This window comes from Streptomyces sp. NPDC057638, from assembly GCF_042800315.1.
Lineage (GTDB): Bacteria > Actinomycetota > Actinomycetes > Streptomycetales > Streptomycetaceae > Streptomyces.
Map to the genome: position 1 here is coordinate 14,559 of NZ_JBHVHF010000046.1, position 21,228 is coordinate 35,786.

The 21,228-nt window shown below is 72.7% G+C and carries 12 protein-coding genes; 6 read left to right on the top strand and 6 right to left on the bottom strand.

Annotation, left to right across the window (positions count from 1 at the left end; all coding sequences use genetic code 11):
• Window positions 1-399: 399 nt before the first annotated feature.
• Window positions 400-6,015, top strand: a complete 5,616-nt coding sequence (locus tag ACFVIM_RS09485) for a glutamate synthase-related protein (RefSeq protein ID WP_384300092.1) — start codon at window positions 400-402, stop codon at window positions 6,013-6,015.
• Window positions 6,012-7,835, top strand: a complete 1,824-nt coding sequence (locus tag ACFVIM_RS09490; protein WP_384300093.1) for a sulfite reductase subunit alpha — start codon at window positions 6,012-6,014, stop codon at window positions 7,833-7,835. Before ACFVIM_RS09485 ends, ACFVIM_RS09490 begins: the two co-directional genes overlap by 4 nt.
• A 219-nt stretch (window positions 7,836-8,054) precedes the next feature.
• Here ACFVIM_RS09490 and ACFVIM_RS09495 read toward each other — a convergent pair whose 3' ends face one another.
• Window positions 8,055-8,459 (bottom strand): DoxX family protein, encoded by a 405-nt coding sequence (locus tag ACFVIM_RS09495; protein ID WP_384300094.1) that lies wholly within the window; start codon window positions 8,457-8,459, stop codon window positions 8,055-8,057.
• 333 nt (window positions 8,460-8,792) lie between these two features.
• On the opposite strand from ACFVIM_RS09495, the gene ACFVIM_RS09500 reads away from it, so the two are divergent.
• Window positions 8,793-9,449, top strand: coding sequence for a TetR/AcrR family transcriptional regulator (locus tag ACFVIM_RS09500; RefSeq protein ID WP_384300095.1), 657 nt, complete (start codon window positions 8,793-8,795; stop codon window positions 9,447-9,449).
• Window positions 9,450-9,877: 428 nt separating this feature from the next.
• On the top strand, window positions 9,878-11,464 hold the full coding sequence (locus ACFVIM_RS09505; protein WP_384300096.1) for an alpha/beta fold hydrolase: 1,587 nt from the start codon (window positions 9,878-9,880) through the stop codon (window positions 11,462-11,464).
• A gap of 53 nt (window positions 11,465-11,517) precedes the next feature.
• Here ACFVIM_RS09505 and ACFVIM_RS09510 read toward each other — a convergent pair whose 3' ends face one another.
• Both ACFVIM_RS09510 and ACFVIM_RS09515 read right to left on the bottom strand, forming a co-directional pair.
• Entirely contained in the window at window positions 11,518-12,708 is a 1,191-nt protein-coding gene (locus ACFVIM_RS09510) for a M20 family metallopeptidase (protein WP_384300097.1), read from the bottom strand.
• A 51-nt stretch (window positions 12,709-12,759) separates the two neighbouring features.
• Window positions 12,760-14,313, bottom strand: a complete 1,554-nt coding sequence (locus tag ACFVIM_RS09515; RefSeq protein ID WP_384300098.1) for an AbgT family transporter — start codon at window positions 14,311-14,313, stop codon at window positions 12,760-12,762.
• Between the two features lie 115 nt (window positions 14,314-14,428).
• Here ACFVIM_RS09515 and ACFVIM_RS09520 point away from each other — a divergent pair, with 115 nt between their 5' ends.
• The gene (locus ACFVIM_RS09520) at window positions 14,429-15,469 is read left to right on the top strand and encodes an Lrp/AsnC ligand binding domain-containing protein (protein ID WP_384300099.1); all 1,041 of its coding nucleotides are present in this window, start codon (window positions 14,429-14,431) and stop codon (window positions 15,467-15,469) included.
• A 55-nt stretch (window positions 15,470-15,524) separates the two neighbouring features.
• On the opposite strand, the gene ACFVIM_RS09525 is transcribed toward ACFVIM_RS09520, so the two are convergent.
• The 3 genes from ACFVIM_RS09525 to ACFVIM_RS09535 form a co-directional block, all read right to left on the bottom strand.
• Window positions 15,525-16,682: an NAD(P)-dependent alcohol dehydrogenase gene (locus ACFVIM_RS09525; protein WP_384300100.1), complete on the bottom strand. Its 1,158-nt coding sequence runs from the start codon at window positions 16,680-16,682 to the stop codon at window positions 15,525-15,527.
• A gap of 556 nt (window positions 16,683-17,238) precedes the next feature.
• The gene (locus ACFVIM_RS09530; protein WP_384300104.1) at window positions 17,239-18,150 is read right to left on the bottom strand and encodes a transketolase family protein; all 912 of its coding nucleotides are present in this window, start codon (window positions 18,148-18,150) and stop codon (window positions 17,239-17,241) included.
• A 213-nt stretch (window positions 18,151-18,363) separates the two neighbouring features.
• Complete coding sequence (locus ACFVIM_RS09535; protein ID WP_384300101.1) at window positions 18,364-19,119, bottom strand: transketolase; 756 nt, start codon at window positions 19,117-19,119, stop codon at window positions 18,364-18,366.
• Between the two features lie 326 nt (window positions 19,120-19,445).
• Between ACFVIM_RS09535 and ACFVIM_RS09540 the strand changes: the two genes are divergently transcribed.
• Entirely contained in the window at window positions 19,446-21,194 is a 1,749-nt protein-coding gene (locus ACFVIM_RS09540; RefSeq protein WP_384300102.1) for a DUF4157 domain-containing protein, read from the top strand.
• Window positions 21,195-21,228 lie beyond the last annotated feature (34 nt).

Sequence of the window (21,228 nt, forward strand, 5' to 3'; positions counted from 1 at the left end):
GCCGCGCGGGCCACGCCCTCATCACCCCCGGCCGTCCTTCGATATAGCCGCTCTGTGCCGTATGTGACCTTAGATTCGCCCGCTCTGCTCCGTATGTAACTTCGGATCCATTCGTTCCCTGCCGTACCCCCCGACCTGGTCCGTCCCGTGTCGCCCGCCGCTGGACCCACCCGTCTGTCTCGACCAGTGGACCATCCGGCCCCAGGCCTCGGCATCCGGCGCCGATGTGCTTATCCTGGGCCCCGCGAACCGGCACATGCTTGTGCCGGGGGTTAGGTAAGCCTTACCGTGACCCTTCGCACCACTCAGGGGTTGGGCCGCCACGCCGGTCCGCCCGCGGCGAGCGCTCCACCGACGCAGCCTGGCCGTCCGCTGCCGGATCTCGCTGACTGGACCCATGTGAACTCCTCCCCCTTCGGGCTCTACAGCCCTGCCCGCGAACACAGTGACTGCGGCGTCGGATTCATCACCCGTCTCGACGGGACGCCGGGCCATGACGTCATCCGCAAGGGCGACGAGGCGCTCCGCGCCATCCCGCACCGCGGTGGCACGTCCGCCGAGGGGGTCGGCGACGGCGCCGGTGTGAGCGTGGACCTGTCGGTGGAGTTCTTCACGGCGATCACGGGCGAGGAACTGCGCGCCGGACACTTCGGCGTCGCGAACTGCTTCGTACCGCTCGACGGGGAACGCCGCGACGGCGCGGCGGAGCTGGTCGGGCGGAGCATCACCGAGCAGGGGTTCGAGGTCCTGCTGGTCCGTGAGGTCCCGGTGGACCACGGTGTGGCCCGGCCGGTGGCCGAGCGGTACCAACTGCCGATCACCCAGTGGGTCTTCCGCGCCCCCCAGGCGTGGGAGCGCGCCGAGGTCGACGCGGCGGCCCACCGCGCCCTGCTGGCGATCGAGGCCGTCGCCTACGCCGACGACGCGTACGCCGGGCTCTACCCGCTGTCGCTGAGCGCGCGGACGCAGGTACTCAAGGGGCGGCTCAACTCCGGCGAGGTCATCGGCTACTTCCGTGACCTGTGCGACCCGCGGCACTCCGTACGGTCGCTCTACTTCCACACCCGGTTCTCCACCAACACCGAGCCGCACCCGACCATGGCACAGCCGTTCCGCCTCATGGCGCACAACGGCGAGCTCAACACCGACCGCAAGAACCGGCTCTCCGACGAGGCGCTGGCGCGGGCCCGGACCCGGAGCATCGTGCGCCCGCCGGGGCAGTCGGACTCCAGCCGGCTCGACCAGACGCTCCAGAGCCGCGTCTTCGACGACGGTCTCGACCTGGTCGAGGCGGTCGTGTCGCTGATGCCGCCCGCGTGGGAGAACGACGGGACGATGCCCGCCGCCGTCCGCGACATGCTGGAGTACTTCTCGCTGTACGAGGAGAAGAACGACGGCCCGGCCGCGGTGATCTTCAGCGACGGTGATGTCGTCGGCGCCCGGCTGGACCGGCTCGGACTGCGTCCGCTGCGCACCGTCGAGACCGCCGAGTACCTCATGGTGGCGTCGGAGGCGGGCCAGGTCGCGTTCCCCGACGACGAGGTCGTGCACCGGGGCCGTATCGAGGCCGGGGGCATGCTCGTCGTCGACCACCGCACCGGCCGCCGGATGCGCACCCGCGACGTGCTCGACGCGCTCGCCGCGCGCCGCCCGTACTCCGAGCTGCTCACCGAGGCCCGGGTCAACCTCGACGACCTGCCCGCGCCCGACTACGAGCGCGGTACGACCACGCTCGGCTACGACGGTGACCTCACCCTCGCCGGACGGTACGTGGCGTACTCGCTGAACCAGGAGAGCTTCCGGTTCATGCTCGACCCGATGCTCGCCACCGGGTCCGAGCGCATCTCCGCCATGGGCTACGGCAACGCCATCAACGCGCTCAGCGACACCGAGGGCGGCATGGCGAAGTACTTCTCCCAGCGGTTCGCCCAGGTGACCAACCCGCCGCTGGACAGCATCCGCGAGGCCGACGGCATGAGCATGCGCGTCGCGCTCGGCCCCAAGCCCGACGGCACCGGCGGCGCCAGCGGCACCGGAGCCCCCGGCGGACGGCAGCTCGTGGTGAACTCGCCCGTCCTCGGCCATCTCGACATGGTCCGGCTGCGCGACCAGACGATCGTGCCGCTGGAGCGGTTCGCCATGCTCTACGAGCCGGTCCCCGGCGACGAGGGCGCCAACGCCGACGCCCTGCGCGCCGCGCTCACCCGGCTCTGCGACGACATCGAGCGGTTCGCCACGGAACACGGCGGCATCGCGCTCCTCACCGACCGGGCGGTCTCGACCACCCGCGCCCCGCTGCCCGCGGTCCTCGCCATCGCCGCCGTCAACCAGCGCCTGATCGAGACCGGGCTGCGGCTGCGCGTCTCGATCGTGGCGGAGAGCGGTCAGCTGGCCTCCTCGCACCATGTCGCGACCGCGCTCGGCTTCGGCGCCTCCGCGGTCTACAGCCTCAGCGCACGGCTGCGCGCCGAGGAGAAGCACCCGAGCGCGCCCGCGCCCGCGGGCGAGACCACCGCGACCGACCTGGCGCTGGCCCGGTTCCGCAAGGCGGCCGAGAAGTCGCTCGCCAAGACCATGGGCCGGGTCGGGCTGTGCACCGCCGAGAGCTACATCGGCGGCGAGTTCTTCGAACCGAACTACCTCGACACCCGCGACGACGTGTTCGCGCGGATCTTCCCGCATATGGAGGCCCCGGTCGGCGGTGTCGGGTTCGCCCGGATCGCCCAGGCCGCGACCGAGTGGCACGAGCGGGCCCGTACGGTCGAGACCGAGCAGCAGATCCCGCTGCTGGGACTGTTCAAGGAGCGTTCGGACGGCGCCGGGCACTCGTTCGGCATCACCGCCGTGCGCGGCTTCGGCGGCATGGTGGAGGAGAAGCCCTCGTTCGGGCGGCCGGGAGACTCCGAGAATGACGAGGCGCTGCGCCTGCTGACGCTCGGCCAGCTCGACGACGCCTTCGGCATCACCGACGCCGCGTACCGCAACACCGGGTACGACGCCCTCAGCGACGCCGAGATCGACGCGTTCCGGATCACCCCCGGCTACCGCTCCTTCCTGCGCACCACCCACGAGGAGCGCTCGCGCCGCCCCTCCGCGCTCCGCGATGTGCTCGCGCTGCCCGCGGACGTGACGGGTCTGCGCACCGCCGAGGACTTCGCCCACGAGCTGGGCCGGTTCTCCACCACCGGCAACGCGAACGTCACGGCCCGCGGGATCGTCGTCTCCCTCGTGGACGGCGGCGCCTCTCCCACCGACGGCACCGACGGCACCGCCGCCGGGGACGCTGCCACGGTCACCGCGCGGCTGAGCCTGACCTCGCCCGGCCCCGACGGCGCCGAGCGCCACACCGCGCTCGCTGACGGTCTCGCGCTCGCCCACCCCGGCGAGGTCGAGACGCTCGCCCCGGCCGCTGACAGTGTCCTCGTCACCGCCACGGGCACCGCCGCCCGGCTGCTCACCCTCCTCGGCGCGGCGCCCGACAGCGTCCCCCTGGACGAGGTGCAGCCCGCGCACGAGATCACCCGCGCGCTCGCCTCCGGCGCGATGAGCCACGGCGCGCTCGTGGCCAGCGCCCACGAGGCCGTCGCGCACGGCGCGAACATGGTCGGCGCCCTGTCCAACAGCGGTGAGGGCGGCGAGCACCACTCCCGCTACGGCACCATCCGCGGCTCGCGCATCAAGCAGTTCGCCTCCGGCCGGTTCGGCATCTGGGCGGGCTATCTCGCCGACCCGATGCTCCAGGAGCTGGAGATCAAGATCGGCCAGGGCGCCAAGCCGGGCGAGGGCGGTCAGCTGCCCGCGCCGAAGGTCACCGTCGACATCGCGGCGGCGCGCGGCGGCACCCCCGGCATCGAGCTGATCTCCCCGCCGCCGCACCACGACACGTACTCGATCGAGGACCTCGCGCAGCTCATCCACGACTGCAAGGCCGCGCGGGTGCGGGTGATCGTGAAGCTGGTCTCCTCGGAGGGCATCGGCACCATCGCGGTCGGTGTCGCCAAGGCGGGCGCGGACGTGATCAACGTCGCCGGGAACACCGGTGGCACCGGCGCCGCCGCCGTCACCAGCCTCAAGTACGCGGGCCGCTCGGCGGAGATCGGCGTCGCCGAGGTGCACCAGGCGCTCGTCGCGAACGGGCTGCGGCAGAAGGTCGTCCTGCGCTGCTCCGGCGCGCACCAGACCGGCGGCGATGTCGTCACCTCGGCGCTCCTCGGCGCGGACAGCTTCGAGTTCGGTACGACGGCGCTGATGATGCTCGGCTGTGTCATGGCGAAGAACTGCAACGTCAAGTGCCCCGCCGGGCTCACCACCAACGCCGAGGCGTTCGAGGGCGACCCGCGCGCGCTGGCGCAGTACCTGCTGAACATCGCGCATGACGTCCGGCAGATCCTCGCCCGCCTCGGGATGCGCTCGCTGCGCGAGGCCCGGGGCCGCGCGGACCTGCTCCAGCTGCTGGACCACCCCGCGGGTATCGGGCGGCTCGACGTACGCCGTCTGCTGGCCCGGGTGCCGGAGCGGACCGTCGAGGACCCGGAGTACCTGGAGAAGGACTTCACCACCGACGACGCCCTGATCGAGCGGGTCCGCGCCGCGCTGCTGGACCGGCGCGAGCCGTCGCTGCTCGTGGACGGTCTGCGGCTGCGCAACAGCGACAAGTCGGTCGGCGGACAGCTCGGCATCGACGTCGAGCGCCTGCTCAACCACGAGCTGGGCGCCGAGGACCTCGCGGACGTGCCCGCCGTCCTCACCGACGACCGTGGCCGCCGCCGTCTGGTGGACGGTGCCGTACGCGTCCGTACCACCGGCTCCGCCGGTCAGTCGTACGGGGTGTTCTGCAACGACGGCGTCACGCTCGACCACACCGGCACCGCCAACGACGGCGTCGGCAAGAGCCAGAGCGGTGGCCGGATCATCGTCCGCGCCCCGGGCGGCGGCAGCGGTGAGCGCGGCGGCAACGTCCTCATCGGCAACTTCGCGCTGTTCGGCGCGACCGGCGGCCGGACCTTCGTCCAGGGCGAGGCCGGTGACCGGTTCGCGGTGCGCAACTCCGGCGCCACCGCGGTCGTGGAGGGCGTCGGCGACTTCGGCTGCGAGTACATGACCGGCGGCACCGTGCTCAACCTGGGCGGCTTCGGCAAGGGCCTCGGCAACGGCATGAGCGGCGGGTTCCTGTACCAGTACGACCCGTCGGGCGAACTGGCCGGACGGGTGAGCGCCGACTCGCTCCTCGTCTTCCCGGTGACCGACACCGAGCACGGCGCCTTCCACGAGGAGGCCGTGCGGCTGCTGCTCCACTGGCACCAGGAGGCCACCGGCTCCCCGCTCGCCACCCGGCTGCTGGAGGACTGGGAGAACCAGCGGCGCCATGTGTACTGCGGGATGCCGCGCGCGCTGCTGCTCTACCAAGACGCCACCGAGATCCTCGACGCGGCGCCCCGGGCCGAGCTGCTCGACGAGCTGGCCACCTCGATCGCGACGGACAAGCTCCGCGCGTTCAAGGTCCACTACCGCGACCGCCGTACCGTGCTCGACGGCCGGGCCCCGGCCCTCGGCGACCAGGGCGGCGAGGACATGTTCTCGCTGCTGTCGTCGTACACGGTGCTCAGCGTCGCGCAGGACGTGGCGCTGAAGCGGGTGCCCGCCGCGAGCGGTCCGGACGACCCACGGGTCGCCGAGGCCGTCCGCAACCTCGTGCTCACCGAGGACTTCTTCGTCCGGCAGCGGGTGGTGAAGTACCTGCGCGGCACCTTGGAGAAGTTCGACGACGGCGAGCTCGCCACGCTCATCGCGATCAAGCGCCTGGGCGACTACAAGAGCGCGCTGGGCCAGCGGAACAACCTGAGCGTCGACGCTCCCGGAACCTACGGCTGGATCATGCACCAGAACACCAAGAACGCGGGCCTGGTCCGGGCCGCCCGGTTCGACGAACTGCTCGCGACGGCGGCGCTCGACGATCTCGCGACCCTCGCCGGCCGCCTTTCCCCGCAGGCCCCGACCGAGGCGGTGACCGCGTGAACGCCCTGATGACCCCGACCGGGACCCTTGTCCCGACCGGCTCCCCGATCTCCGCCGGATCCCCGGCCCCGACCGGAGCCCTGATCCCGGCCGACGCGCCGTTCTCCGCCGCCCAGGAGTCCTGGCTCGCCGGGTTCCTGGCCGGGGTCGCCGCCGCCGGACGCCGGGAGGCCACCACGGGCGAGGCGCCCGCGGCGACCGTCGACGTCCTGTTCGGCACCCAGACCGGTACCGCCGAGTTCCTCTCCGGTGAACTCGTCACCGGGGCCCGCGCCCGTGGCCTCGGCGGCAGGGCCGCCGCGCTCGACGCGGTCACCCCCGAGCAGCTCACCACCATGTCCCACCTGGTCATCGTCACCTCTACCTATGGCGAGGGCGAGATGCCCGACAACGCCGGGCTGTTCTGGGAGGCGCTCCAGGCCGAGGCCGCACCCCGGCTGGAGGGACTGCGCTACGCGGTCCTCGGGCTCGGCGACCGGGGCTACGACGACTTCTGCCAGGCCGCGAAGCTCCTCGACACCCGGCTGGAGCAGCTCGGCGCGACCCGGCTGTGCGACCGCGTCGACTGCGACGTCGACTACGAGGAGCCCGCGACGGCCTGGACCGCCGCCGTACTGGACCAGCTCGCCGCCGAGACGGGCGCGAGCGCGGCGGGCGCGGCCCCCGCGCCGGCCGACAGCGGCGCCGGTACCGCCGCGCGGACCCGTTCCCCCTGGAACAAGCGCACCCCCTACCCCTCCCCGCTCGTCGTGAACCGGCTGCTGTCCGCGCCGGACAGCGCCAAGGAGATCCGCCACTACGAGTTCGGTCTCGGCGACAGCGGCATCACCTACGCCGCCGGTGACGCGCTCGCCGTCGTCCCGGTCAACGACGACACGCTCGTCGGCGAACTCCTCGGCCACCTCGGCGCGAGCGGTGAGGAGGACGTCGACGGGCAGCCCCTCGCCGATGTGCTGCGCACCCAGCGCGAGATCCGCGTCCCGTCGAAGGACCTCATCGCCGACCTGGTCGAGCGCGCGCCGTCGAGCGAGCTGGCGTCGGTCGTCGCGCACGGCGACCGTGGCGAACTCGACTCCTGGCTCTGGGGCCGGGACGTGCTCGACCTGCTGCGGGACGCCGGGTCCACCGCGCCAGGACTGGACGCGCTGCTGCCGCTGCTGCGGCCGCTCCAGGCCCGCCAGTACTCGATCTCGTCGAGCCCGCTGGCCCATCCGGACCGTATCCATCTGACGGTGGCGTCCGTCCGCTACGGCTCCGGGCACCGCCGGTACGAGGGGGTGGCCTCGACCTATCTCGCCGACCGGGTCGGCGCGGACGCGCCCGTCGGCGTCTACCTCCAGCCGAACACCTCCTTCGGTGTCCCGGCGGACGACGACGCCCCCATGGTCATGATCGGCCCCGGCACCGGTATCGCGCCGTTCCGCGGCTTCCTGCACGAGCGCGCCGCGCGCGGCGCCTCCGGCCGCAACTGGCTCTTCTTCGGCGACCAGCACCGCCGTACCGACTTCGTGTACGAGGACGAGCTGACCGAACTGGGCGAGCGCGGCGTGCTCACCCGGCTCGACCTGGCGTTCTCCCGGGACCAGGCCGAGAAGGTCTATGTCCAGACCCGGATGCGTGAACAGGCCCGCGAGCTGTACGGATGGCTTGAGGACGGCGCGCATGTCTACGTCTGCGGAGACGCCTCCCGGATGGCGAAGGACGTCGAGGCGGCCCTGCTGGAGATCATCGCCGGGCAGCGCGGCAAGGGCGCCGACGACGCCGCGCAGTACCTGGCGGACCTGCGCCGCGCCAAGCGCTATGTGAGGGACGTGTACTGAGCCCTCGGTGCGGACGGGTACCGAGCGATGACGGGCCACCCCGGCGGGGTGGCCCGTACGCGTTCGGCCGGAGCGGCGCCGGTCCGCACCGGGGCCGGGCGCTCCCAGGCCGCTGGGACGAGCGGGTGGAGGAGCGGCCGGCACCGCCCCCGGGGCGGCCGCGTTCCGGATCCGCTGGCGGCCCGGCCCCCGCTCGGCTCACTCCCGTTCCCGCTCATCTCACCCGGCCCGGCCCCCGCACAGCACGCGGGCCCGGCCCGGGAGCGGCGCCGGTCCGCACCGGGCCACCAGGACCGCGAGGGCCAGCACCACCGCGTTCCCCGCGCTCTGCGGATACTCGCCCCGGCCGATGTGGACGGCCCCGCCGCCGAGCATCAGCAGCGCGAACCCCCCGGCGGCGAGCGGGAGCAGCGGTGCGGCGGCCGGGAGCAGCGCGGGGAGTACCAGCCCCGCCGCGCCCAGGACTTCGAGAGCGCCGAGGCCGCGTACCGCCGCCATCGGGACATCGGTCACCCAGGGCATCAGGGGGAGGAGCGCGGCCTGGGAGAGGGCCAGTTTCATGGCGCCGGTCACGGCGAAGAGCAGTGCCAGCAGGGTCCGGGCTCCCCGGAGAACGGTGGTCACGGCATGGGCTCCAATAAGTGAAGTGATACCTGCGTTTCCGTCGGGTGTGACGGTAGCAGAAGCGCAGGGTGTACTGCGTTTCCTTCGGGGCGGGCGGGACCCGGAGAATCCGCGCACGGTCCGGGCGGCCACCCCGGCCCCCTCGCGGCGCCCGGCCCGGGATCCCTGGCTCGTCCGGCCCGGGAGCCACCGCGTCGGGCCCGGCCCCTCGCCCTGTCATGTCCGGGAGCCACCGCGTCCGGCCCGGCTCCTCGCCCTGTCCGGCTTGGCTCCTCGCCCTGTCCGGCCCGGGAGCCCGCGAGGAGCGCCGCCATGGCTCCGTAGACTCCGGGCATGACAACGGGTCAGGGAAGAGGGCTGCGCCGGGACGCGGAGGCCAACCGGGAACGCGTGGTGGCGGCGGCCCGCGCGGTCTTCGCCGAGCGCGGTCTTGAGGCGCCGCTGGAGGACATCGCCCGCCGCGCCGGGGTGAACATCGCCACCCTCTACCGGCGCTTTCCGGAGCGGGAGTCGCTGATCGAGGCGGTCCTGGCGGATCGCCTGGCCGATCTCGCGGACCTCGCCGACGCGGCGCTGGGCCGACCCGACCCCTGGGAGGGCTTCCGCTGGTTCGTGGAACGGGCCTGTGCGATGCAGGCCGCGGACCGGGGCGTGACGGAGGCGTTCACCGCCTGCTTCCCCGGTGCCCCGGGGATGGAGGAGCCCCGGGAGCGCGCCCTGGCGGCCCTGGACACCCTGATCGGGCGCGCCCGGGAGCGGGGGCGGCTGCGGCCCGGGGTGACCAGCGGGGACGTCCTGCTCTTCCTGATGGCCAACGCGGGGGTGCTGCGGGCCACCCGGGACGCGGCGCCGGGTGCCTGGAAGCGGCTGGTGGCGCTGTTGCTGGACGCCTGCCGCGCGGACGGCGAGGAGGCCGGGGCGCCGCTGCCCCCGGCGCTGACCCCCACGGAGCTGCATGACGCGATGGTGAGCGCCCGCCCGGTCCGCTGACCGGCTCGCCGGTCCTGTTCGTACCGGGGATACGTGGGAGGGTGGGCGGGGGAGTGCGGCCGGGCGGGCGGGTGACCACGGGCCGGGTGGGTGGGGGACCACGGGCCGGGCGGACGGGGGACTGCGGCCGGGCGGACGGGGGACTGCGGCTGGGCGGGTGGCACAGGGCCCGGGTAGGCGGGTGACCGAAGCCGGGCGGGCCCCGGGCCGGGGGGACGGAGTCCGCCGGGTCACGGCCCGCGACGGGGGCGCGTGGCCCGGGGCGCACGCGGGGGAGAACCCTGAGACGCCACCCTGAGAAGCCCTTACCTCGTCCCGGGCTCCTCCCCGATTCCCCGCCCGTGCCGTTGTGTCCCGGCGGGCGTGCTGTCACGGTCGGTCGAGGGGGTGACTCCCCTGATCCGTCAGCGTCGTTCGGAGGGGGCCGCATGCGACCGTTCAGGGCACTTACGGGGGTGCTTGTCGTCGGAGCCCTCGTTGCCGTTCTTGTCGGGACGGCGCCGCCGGGTGTGGCCGGGGCGACGGCCGGGCCGGTGGGCGGGAGGTCTCCGGCGGAGACGGCCGTCGACTGGAGACCGTGCCCCGAGGACCCTTCCGCCGAGTGCGGCACCTTACGCCTGCCCGTCGACTGGGCGCGTCCGTCGGGGGAGCGGTTCGCGCTCGCGCTGGCCCGGCGTACGGCGACCGATCCGGGGCGCCGCGTCGGGGTGCTGCTGGTCAACCCGGGGGGACCGGGCGATCCCGGGGCGCGGTTCGCCATCGAGCGGGCCCCGTCGTACTTCAGCGCCCGCGTCCGGGAGCGGTTCGACATCGTCGGGTTCGACCCGCGCGGCGTCGGTGGCAGCCGGCCCGTGAGGTGCTCGACGGGGCTGCTGGCCCAGCGCCCGTCCCCGTACCCGCGCGACCAGGCGGAGTTCGAGCGGCTCGCCGCGTTCAACCGCGCCCTGCGCGAGGACTGCCGACGGCACAGCGGTCCGCTCTATGACCACGCCGACACCCTGAGCGTCGTCCGTGACATGGAGGCGGTGCGCGTGGCGCTGGGCGAGGAGAGGATCAGCTACTTCGGGCACTCGTACGGGACGCTGATCGGCCAGCAGTACGCGGAGCGGTACGGAGAGCGGATCCGGGCCATGGCCCTCACCGCGAACATGGACCACAGCCTGGGCATCCGGGAGTTCCTCGTCTCGTCGGCGGCCACCGCCGAGGACTCCTTCCACCAGTTCGTGAACTGGTGTGAGCGCACCACCTCCTGCGCCCTGCACGGCCGGGACGTCACCGATGTCTGGGACCGCCTGCTCGCCAGGGCGGACCAGGGCGCGGTACGCGATCCGGGGCGGCCCGGCCGGGTCCTGACCGCGAACGCGATCACCCATATCGCGCTCACGAGGTTCTACGGCCCGAGGTGGGATGTTCTGGCCGACTATGTGGCCGACCTCGACGCACAGCGGCCGACGGGGCCGGACGGGCCACGGCGACCTCCGCCGCGGATCCCGCCGCGAGCGGCGGATCCGACGGCCGTGGGCGCGGTGGCGGTCGACCCGGTGGCCCCCGAGCCGACGACCGCCGAGCCGACGACCGCGGATCCGTTCCACGCCGTGTTCTGCCAGGACTGGCGCTTCCGCCCGAAGGACCACCGGGAGTTCGCCCGGCTGACGGCGGCCGAAACGCGCGCCGCACCGCATATGCGCGGTGCCCCGCGTGCCCACGCCGCCATCGCGGGCTGCGTCGGCTGGCCGGACGAGGTCAACAACCCACAGCAACGGCCGCGTATCACCAAGGCGCCCACGATTCTCCTGCTGCATGGGCGCCACGATCCGGCCAGCCCCTACATATGGGCGGTGACCGTGCACCGGCAGACCCGGGGGACCACCGCCCTGCTGCCCTACGACGGCGCGGGACACGCTGTGTACGGGCGCACCGACTGCACCCGGGACGCCGTGGACGGCTACCTCATGGAGCTGAAGGTCCCGCAGGCGGGGAGCCGTTGTGCCCCCGCCACGGCACAGGGGCACTGACCGTGGCGGCCCGCCCCGGCGCACGGCGATGGACGGAGACCACCGCCCGGGGGTCAGGACGCCGCGCCCCCCAGCGGTTCCGCCAGCCGCCCCAGCAGACCCGCGACCAGGGCCGTTTGGGTGGGCACGGTGTCCGGGTGGATGAACTCGCCCTGGGCGTGGGCGCCATGGCCGACCGCGCCCATGCCGCACAGGACGGGCAGCCCGAGCGCGGCGACGAAGTTGGCGTCGCTGGCGCCGCCGACGGCGGCGTCCCGCAGTGCGCCCAGGCCCAGCTCCCGGGCGGCCTCACGGGCCAGGGCGAGGAGCGGGGCGGAGGCGGTGCCGAGGGTCATCGGGGGGCGGTTCCAGGCGTGGTCGATCTCGATCCGGACCCGGGGGTCGCTGACCCGGATGGCGTCGAACTCGGCGTCGACCCGGGCTTGCTCGTCCGGGCTGCTGATCCGGATGTCGACGGTGGCCGTGGCGCGCCCGGCGACGACGTTGGTGGCGGAGCCGCCCTGGATGAGACCGGTGTTGACGGTGGTGCCGCGCTCGGGGGCGGCGACGGCCGCGGCGGCGATCACGAACTCGGCCAGCGCGGTGATCGCGCTCGCCCCGTCCTGGGGCGCGAGCCCGGCGTGCGCCTCGACGCCGACGGCGGTGATCTGGAAGATCCCGGAGCCCTTGCGGCCGGTCTTGACCGCGCCCTCGGCGCTGGGCTCCAGCACCAGGGTGGCGTCCACCGTGCGCGCGACCTCCTCGATCACCGGCCGGGAGGAGAGGGAGCCGATCTCCTCGTCACCGTTGAAGAGGAAGGTGACCGTGGGGGTGGGGGCGCCGCTCTCGCGGGCCAGCTTCAGTGCCCAGATGCCCTGGATCAGCCCCGCCTTCATATCGAAGATCCCCGGGCCGCTGAGCTTCTCCCGGCCGTCCGCGCCGGGTTCCGGAGCCTCCCATCCGGCGAGGGTGCCGGTCGGCCAGACGGTGTCGTAGTGGCCGACCAGCGCGACATGTCCGGCGGCGGTGCCGGTGTAGGTGAGGGTGAGGGTGTCGCCGTACGCACCTCCCGGGTGGCGGTGTTCCCGGTCGGGGCGGCCGAGCCGGTGGACGGCCAGCTCGCGCAGGAGGTCCAGGCCCCCGGCGAGCGCGGCGAGGTCGTAGCTGCCGGTCTCGTGGTGGACGAGCCGCACGATGTCGTCGACGATCTCCGGCGCGACCTCCTGGGCGCGGGTGATGAGGGGTGCTGCGGGCGATGCGGTCATGATCTGCCTTCTTATACGGAGTCGGGGGCCAGTGCGCGCGGCGGGTGCGGGTCAGCTGATGCCGAAGGGGATACCCAGCAGGTACCAGGCCACGAAGAACGCCATCCAGGCGACCCAGACCACGGCGGCGATCGGGATGGTGAACGAGGCCAGGGTGCCGATCCCGGCGGACTTGCGGTACTGCTGGATGAAGCCGAGCGCCATCACGAAGTACGGACTCATCGGGGTGACGCAGTTGGTGACCGAGTCGGCGACACGGTAGACGGCCTGGGTGGTCTCGGGCTCGATGCCGATCAGCATCAGCATGGGCACCAGCACCGGCGCGGCCAGTGCCCACAGCGCGGAGCCGCTGGTGATGACGAGGTTCATGATGGTGATCAGCACCGCGATGCCGACCAGCACGGTCCAGCCCTGCATATCGAGGGCGCGCAGCGTCTCGGCGCCCTTGACGGCGAGGATGTCGCCGATGTTCGTCCACTTGAAGTAGGCGAGGAACTGGGAGATCGCGAAGAACAGCACGAGGATCGGCGCCATCGACTTGGTGCCCTCGACCATCGCGGCGATGATGTCGCGGGCGGCGGTGAAGGTGCCGCTCAGCCGCCCGTAGACGGTGCCGACCGCGGCGAAGAAGACACCGAGCATCAGCGCCATGCCCTTGATCACCGGTGAGTTGACGATTCCGCCGCCCTCCCCGCGCAGCGGTGACGCGGCCGGGACCATGGCCAGGATCAGGAGCGCGATGAGCGCGGTGGCGAACAGCCCGGTCCGGCGCAGCGCGTACCGCTGGCGCTCGGTGACCTCGATCGCCTCCAGCTCCTCGGCGTTGGGCGCGGCGACCGGCTCGTCCGGCTCCAGGTCGGCGCGGCGGACGAGGACCTTGTCGACCACCAGCGTGATCACCAGGGCCACCAGGACCGACGAGCCCACCCCGAAGAAGTAGTTGGACACCGGGGTGATGACGTAGTCGGCGTCGATGGTCTGGGCCGCGGCGGTGGAGATGGACGACAGCAGGACGTCGGTGGTGGTCAGGGACGGGGAGGCGTTGTACCCGGCGGAGATCGAGACGTACGCGACGATGCAGCCGAGGACGGGGCTGCGCCCCGCCGCGCGGAAGACCAGGGCGCCGATCGGGATCAGGGTGAAGTAGGCCGCGTCGCCCGCGACATGGCTGAACATGGCGGTCAGGGACAGGGCGAAGGTGAGGTACTTGCCCGGCACCCGCTCGACCATGCGGCGCAGCAGGACGGAGAAGAGCCCGCTCTTCTCGGCGACGACGATGCCGAACATCACCGTCAGGATGGTGGCCAGCGGCGGGAAGGCGGCGAAGTTGTCCACGGCCCCCTCGATGGCCATGGTGAGTCCGGCCTGGCTGAGCAGGTTCTCGACCGTGATGGTCTCGCGGGTGCCGGGGTGCACGGCGCTCACGTCGGCCGCCGCCAGGGCGGCGCTCAGCACGGCCACGACCCCCGCGAGGATCCAGAACAGCCAGAACGGGTGGGGGAGCCGGTTGCCGACCCGTTCGATCGCCGCGAAACCCCGGAAGGCGGTGCGCAGGGCCCTCGACTGTGGCTCGGTCGGCGGAGTCTGGGCGGAGGTGACGCTCATCGGTACCTCTTTGTGCAACGGATGGATGTTCCTGCGAACAATGACATCCGAGTGAGAGATTCTCCAGCATCTGTAGATAACAGTGGGATTAACTGGCGAGCTAAGGTAGGGCGCCATGACCCGCCCTCTCCTCGACGAGCTCGACCGGCGCCTGATCGGCGCCCTGCATCTGGCGCCCCGGGGCACCTGGGACGATCTCGGCGGGATCCTCGCCGCCGACGCCAGCACGCTCAAACGCCGCTACGACCGGTTGCGCGAGGCGAGGATGGTCCGGGTGATCGGCCAGGCCGACTGGGGCATGCACTCCACCGCGATGCCCGTCCATGTCTTCCTGGACATCACCGGCGAGACCCCGCTCGCCGTCCTCCAGCGCCTCCGTGAGCTGCCCCACCTCACCGTCCTGGCGCAGATCTCCGGCGACTACCCCCTCTACGCCGTGGTCCACGCCCCCTCCGAGGCCGCCACCAGCCAGGCCATCGACCGGATGTTCTCCATCCCGGGCGTCCGCCGGGTCAACGCCCTGCCTGCGCTGAGCACCCTGCGCCGGGGCATCACCTGGGACCCCCAGTCCCTCACCGGCGCCGAACGCGCCGCCCTGCTCCAGCTCACCGGTGGCCTGCCCCCCAGCGCCACCGCCACCGCCACCGCGACCGCGACACCCCCGGCCAAACCGCTCAGTGAGGCCGAACGCACCGTCGTCGCCGAACTGATCCAGGACGCCCGCGCGTCCGCCGCGAGCATCGCCCGCACCGCCGGACTGGCCACCTCCACCGCCCATCGCGTCGTCCGCCGCGTCCTGGACGAGGGATGGGTCAGGCCCCGGCTGGAGATCGTCTCGGAGTGGCTCGGCTTCCAGACCCCCTTCATCCTGCGTCTGCATGTGGCCCCGGGACAGACACCCGACGTGATGCGCCGCATCGACCAGCTCCCCCAGACCCGGCTCGTCGCCCATGTCGCCAGCGACCGGTCGGTCCTCGCCACCGGTCTGGTCACCGACCGCGCGGCCCTGGCGCTCTTCTACGACGGCGAACTGGCCCAGATCCCGGGCATCCTCGCCGTCAGCGTCGACGTCATGCTGGTCGAACCGCGCCGCTACTGGGTGGACCGGGACCTGACCTCCGGGCTCGGCACCTTCCACGCGCCGACGCTGCTGTGAGGCCGGGGCATGTGCGGACGCCCGGGGAGGCGTCCGTGCCCCGTCGGGACGGGTGTCAGCCCCCGATCCGCAGGACGGGCTTGACGACCGACCCGTCGCAGGTGTCGGCGACGGCCTGATTGATGTCCTCGAAGCCGTAGGCGCGGATCAGCCGGTCGAAGGGGAACCGGCCCGCCCGGTGCAGCGCGATGAGCTGGGGGATGAAGAGCCGGGGGATGGAGTCGCCCTGGGCGATGCCGCGTACGGTGCGCCCGCCGAGCAGGGCGTTCATGTTCACTTCGGCATGGGCCCCGGCGGGCGCGCCGCCGATCTGCGCGGCGGTGCCGAGCGGGGCGAGGGCGTTCACGGCGAGGGTGAGCATCTCGGGCCGCCCGGTGATCTCCAGGACGAAGTCCGCGCCGCCACCGGTGATCCCGGCGATCCGGGCGGCGATGTCCTCCTCCTTGGCGTTGACCGTGTGGGTCGCGCCGAGTTCGGCGGCGAGGGCGAGGCGCTCGGGCACGATGTCCACCGCGATGACCGGGGAGGCGCCGGTGGCCCGCGCGGCCATGACGGCGGCCAGACCGACCGCACCGGTGCCGAGCACGACGAGCGAGGCGCCCGGCGGCACCCGCAGGGAGTTGAGCACGGCCCCCGCCCCGGTCTGGAACCCGCAGCCGAGCGGGGCGAGCAGATGGAGTGGCAGGTCGTCGGGGACCCGGACGACGTTGCGTTCCGTCGCGATGGAGTGGGTGGCGAACGACGACTGGCCGAAGAAGTGACCGTGGACCTCGGCGCCGTCCCCGTCCCGGAGGGCGTTGGTGCCGTCGGGCCGGGAGCCGCCGAAGTTGACGGGGAAGGAGCGGGCGCAGTACGTGGGGAAGCCGCTGAGGCAGGGGCGGCACCGACCGCACGACTGGTAGGACATGACGACATGGTCGCCGGGGGCGGCGGTGGTGACCGCGGCGCCGGCCCGCATGACCACCCCGGCGCCCTCATGACCGAGCACGGCGGGCAGCGGGGTCGGCGGATGCTGGTCACGGACGTGGACATCGGTCTGGCACACCCCGGTGGCCACCACCCTGACCAGGATCTCGTCGGGGCGCAGCCGGGTGTCGAGGCTCAGCTCCTCCAGGGCGAAGGGGCCGCCGGTCACGCGCACCACGGCGGCGGTGACCGGGAGTACTACGGGGCTGTCCTGGCCGCCCGAAGGCCGGTCCTGCGCTGTCGTCATGATCGATCCTCCCAACCGGTGGTGCTCCCGGGCCGGGGTCCTCGCCGTCCTTGAGGGGGCGGACGCCTGTCGTCGCCGCGGCGCGGGGACGGCGGGCCGGGGCCGGACGCCCACACCACCATGGGGCTGATGAGCCAGGGGAGCGTAGGGGTCGGCTGGGCGCCCGTCGTGGGGTCGGCGAGGGGGTGTGGCGGGTGATGGTGGCGCTGTGCAGTTGGTCGCGGACCGCGGGGCACCGCTCCGCGTACGCCGCTGACAGCGGCACACCCGTCCTCCTCCGGCCGTCCGTCGAGCCGCTGGGGCGTGGGCTCCATGGTCTCCTCGGACGCCCGGGGCCGCATCCGGATGCCCCGGGCGGGGCGCGTACGGCTTCGTACGGGGCGTTCCGGGGGATCCGGCGGCCCGCACCGGGGACGGCCCGTGAGCCGTACGCGGTCGCGGTCCCGCGGGAGCGGGCAAGCCGCACAGCGGCCCGGCGCGGCCCGGCGCGGGGCGCCGGGCGGTCGGACGGGCTGTGCGCGGTGGCCCGGGTGGCCTGCGGTCCCGCACGTGGGGTTCAGCGGCCTCCCGCGCTCGCGCCGAGGAAGGCGCCGATGTCCTCGCGCAGCGAGGCGGGGTCGAGCCGCTGGGCCGCCAGGTGCTCGGACATCTCCCCGTAGTGGCGCAGTTCCTTGCGCCCCACTCCCCGGGCGAGGATCCGGTGCGGTATGTCGCGCAGCGCGTCGCTGGCGGCGGCGGTGGAGGTGCCCGCCAGATAGGGCTCGACGAGCACGATGTCCGCCGTGGCGGTCTCGGTGGCCCGGCGCAGGGCGGCGCCGTCGAAGGGGCGCACGGTCGTCGCGTAGAGCACGGTGACATCCAGGTCCGCCACCGCCTCGGTGACCGCTCCCAGCATCGGGCCCACCGCGACCACCACGCCGGACCGGCCCTCCCGCAGGGTGAGGAAGCCCTCGCCGGTCACGGGGAGCGGCTCCTCGTTCTGCTGGAGCGAGAGACGCAGATACACCCGGTCGTCACCGGTGGCCGCCCGGCGCAGCAGCGCCTCCGCCTCGTCGGGGTGGCCCGGGACATGGATGGTCCAGTCGTCGAGGGTGTCCATGAGGGCGACATCGCCGGGTGCCATATGGGTGAAGCCGCCTGACGGCCAGTCATACGAGCCGCCCGCGCTGACCAGCACCGCGCCGGTGCCCTGGTGCTGGAAGTCCAGTTTGACCTGCTCGAAGGGGCGCTCGACCAGAAAGCTGGCGAAGGTGTGGACGATCGGCCGCACTCCGGTCAGCGCCAGACCACCGCCGACGCCGACCAGCAGTTGTTCGCGGATGCCCACATTGATGACCCGGTCCGGATGGGTCCGCTGGGCCGGTGCGAAGCCGTCGGTGCTGATGTCCGCGAGGACGACGGCCAGCCGTGGGTCCTCGTCGAGCAGCCGGGAGGCGGTGGAGATGAAACGGTCGCGCATGGTGTCCATCGCGGGTGTCCCCTTGCAGGTGTTGACATCGGTCATGTCGTGAGGTTGCTAGAGCCGGGCCGGTGGTGCTGGCCCGGTGGAGCTAGGTTGCCGGAGCTGGGCCGGTGGTGCCGGGCCGGTGGCCTTCGCGGCGCTGGGCTGTCGTGCGGGCGGGGCGCGCCGGGCCCTAGGCCCTGTCCGGGCGTGGTGCGGAGGTATGGGCGCGGAACCCGGTCAGGCGACCTTCGGTTCGCCCGCGTCCGCCTTGGACTCCACCCGGGCCACCACCGCGTGCGGCCGTCCGGGGTGCGGCAGGGTGTACGCGGCGTACAGCGCCTCGTGGTCCCGGCCGTCCACGGTGACCGCGGACCAGCCCGCCGCCTCGAACCGGGAGGCGATGCCACCGGGCCAGCCGTGGCTGGCCGAGCCGTTGTCGACGACCAGGGTGTGCAGCGCGGAGAGTCGGGCCGGACCGGCGTAGGCGATGGCCTCGTGGTTGCTGCCCTCGTCCAGCTCCGCGTCCCCGATCAGCACCCACACCCGGGAGTCGGCGCGCCCCTGCATCCGCAGGCCCAGCGCCGTACCGACCGCGAGCGGCAATCCGTGCCCCAGCGATCCGCTGCCGATCTCGGCCCCGGGCACCAGCGTCCGGTCGGGGTGGTGGCCGAGCGGGGAGTCGAAGCCGCCGAATCCGGACAGCAGCGCCTCGGGGAAGAAGCCCTTGGCGGCGAGCACGGCGTAATAGGCCATCGGACCGTGCCCCTTGGAGAGCAGGAAGCGGTCCCGGTCGGGGTCCTCCGCCGTGTCGGGGGAGACCCGCAGCACACGGTCGTAGAGCACCCACAGCGCGTCCAGGGTGGAGGTGGCCGCGGGGCCGTGCTTCTCGTCCCCGGTCATCAGGGACATCAGCTGGTCGAGCTCGCCGAACGTACGGGATCCGGTGGTGGACAGGGGGCTGGCGGGAGAAGTCCGCGCTGTCGTCTGCGTCATGACCCAACCCTGCAACTTCAACTTCACTTGAGGTCAAGTCCACCCGGTGGTACGGCCGGAAATCATCCCGCCACGGTTTCCGCCGCCGCTGCGCGAGCGCGGGTACCTCCCTGGCGCGCGAGGCCGGGATCAGGCCGAAGCGGGCCGCTCCGTGGGTGGTGGCCCCGTCCACTGCCCTAACGTCCCGTCATGGGTCACCGCATACGTCCCGGGCACGTGATCCGTGGACCGGCGCCATCTCCGCCACGGGGGCTGGCTATCCGTGGCCGGGGCGGGGAGAGTCGGCAGGGGTCTGGCGACGGTGACGACGGCACGGGAGGACGGTCATGCGCGCGAACGGCGGCACGCGGAGCACAGAGGCGGAGCGCACCCGGTCATCGGCCCGTACGCCCGCCGACCCACCCACGACGCGGCTACCACCACTCCTGACCCTCCAGGGCGGCCCCGGCAACGCGGCGGTCGTCCAACTGCTCCGCCGGGCCGGACACCCCGGGGCCCAGGACGGCCACGAACCCGGGACCGACGGCGGCACCGGCGGCGGGCGGACCGTGCGGCGCTCCAGCGTCCCCGATGTCCTGCGCTCCCCGGGACGGCCCCTCGACCACCGCACGCGTACCGAGATGGAGACCCGGCTCGGCGCGGACTTCTCCGGTGTACGCGTCCACGCGGACACCGCCGCGCGGACCTCGGCGGCCGAGGTCGGCGCACGCGCGTACACCTCCGGCAGCCATGTGGTCCTCGGCGCGGGGGGCGCGGACCGGCACACCCTGGCGCATGAACTGGTCCATGTCGTGCAGCAGCGCCGGGGACCGGTCTCCGGCTCCGACACCGGACACGGCTTCCGGGTCTCCGACCCCTCCGACCGCTTCGAGCGCGAGGCCGACACCGTGGCGGCCGGCGCCCTGGCCCGGCCGCTCCCCGCCACCGCGCCCCCGCCCGGCCGGCCGTCCCCCGCCCCGGACCGGCCCGGGAGCGCGCGGGTCCAGCGCGCGCCCGCTCCCGGGGAGAAGCGGGAACGGTCGAACACGATGCAGGCGGAGTCCTCCGACTCCAAGCGCGTCAAGCCGGAGCAGGCGGAGCAGGCAGAGCAAGCGGACACGGAGATGGCCGGTGCGGGTGGGGGGACGGCCGCCAGCACCCAGGCGATGGACATCGACAGTGATGAGTTCCCCAGTGATCTCTTCTATGACGAGAACAACGTCCAGGATCTGCTGGACGCCGGACTCATCACCCCACGGGATGCCGTGCTCAGCCAGTACGCGTTCGTCGACGCCCTCGAAGCGGAGATCGCGGCCTCCGGCACCTGGACGGTCGAGACGACGGCTGGAGGAGCCCGTTTCGCGCGGACGAAGACCCAAGAGCATCCCCGGCCGAATGTGATCAAGAAGAGTGAGGAAGTCCGGGCCCTTGAGTCGATCTCGAACGTCGCCCGGTCGTATCTGGGGGACAGGAACGAGGAGGTCCAGACCGCGATCGGCGACGACGGGCATCTCCTGATGTCCGCCAACCGGCAGTTCAGTATCGGTACCTTGCAGGAGGAGCTGGGGAGCGAGGGCGAGAATATCGAGCCCTTCCTCAAGAACGCGGACGTGGCCGACTGGCAGAAGATGTACCAGTGGAAGGCGCGAAAGTTCCTCAAGGCGATCAAGGCGGAGGGGGATCCTTACGCGAAGATCAAGAGCGCCATCGCCAAGGGCGTGCGGGTGGTGACCGCTGGCGGGAATGAGCGCCATGCCGAACTCAGGATTCTTGAGCACAACGGCAAGAAGACCCCGGACTATATCGCTGGCACCAAGCGTCCGTGTGCCAACTGCTTTGTTCAGCTGTATCCGGAAGGCTCGGACACGGTACGTCCTGGATTTATCTGGCTGTCCCCCAGGGCCCTGGACGGAGTGCCTCAGTACCAGAATCGGTACGGCGTGGAAAAGGATCAGGCCAAGGATTTCTTCAAGAAGATCGGCAAGCTGATCTCCAGAACGCACCAGGCAAAGGATAGGGCGGGCAGGAATGTCCCCGGAGGCCGTGTGACGGATTGGTCCGGTACCGAACTCTCCAGTACCGACTCCGAGGGGTGAGGGTTCCGTGGCGCCGGTGACTCCCGCGCCACGG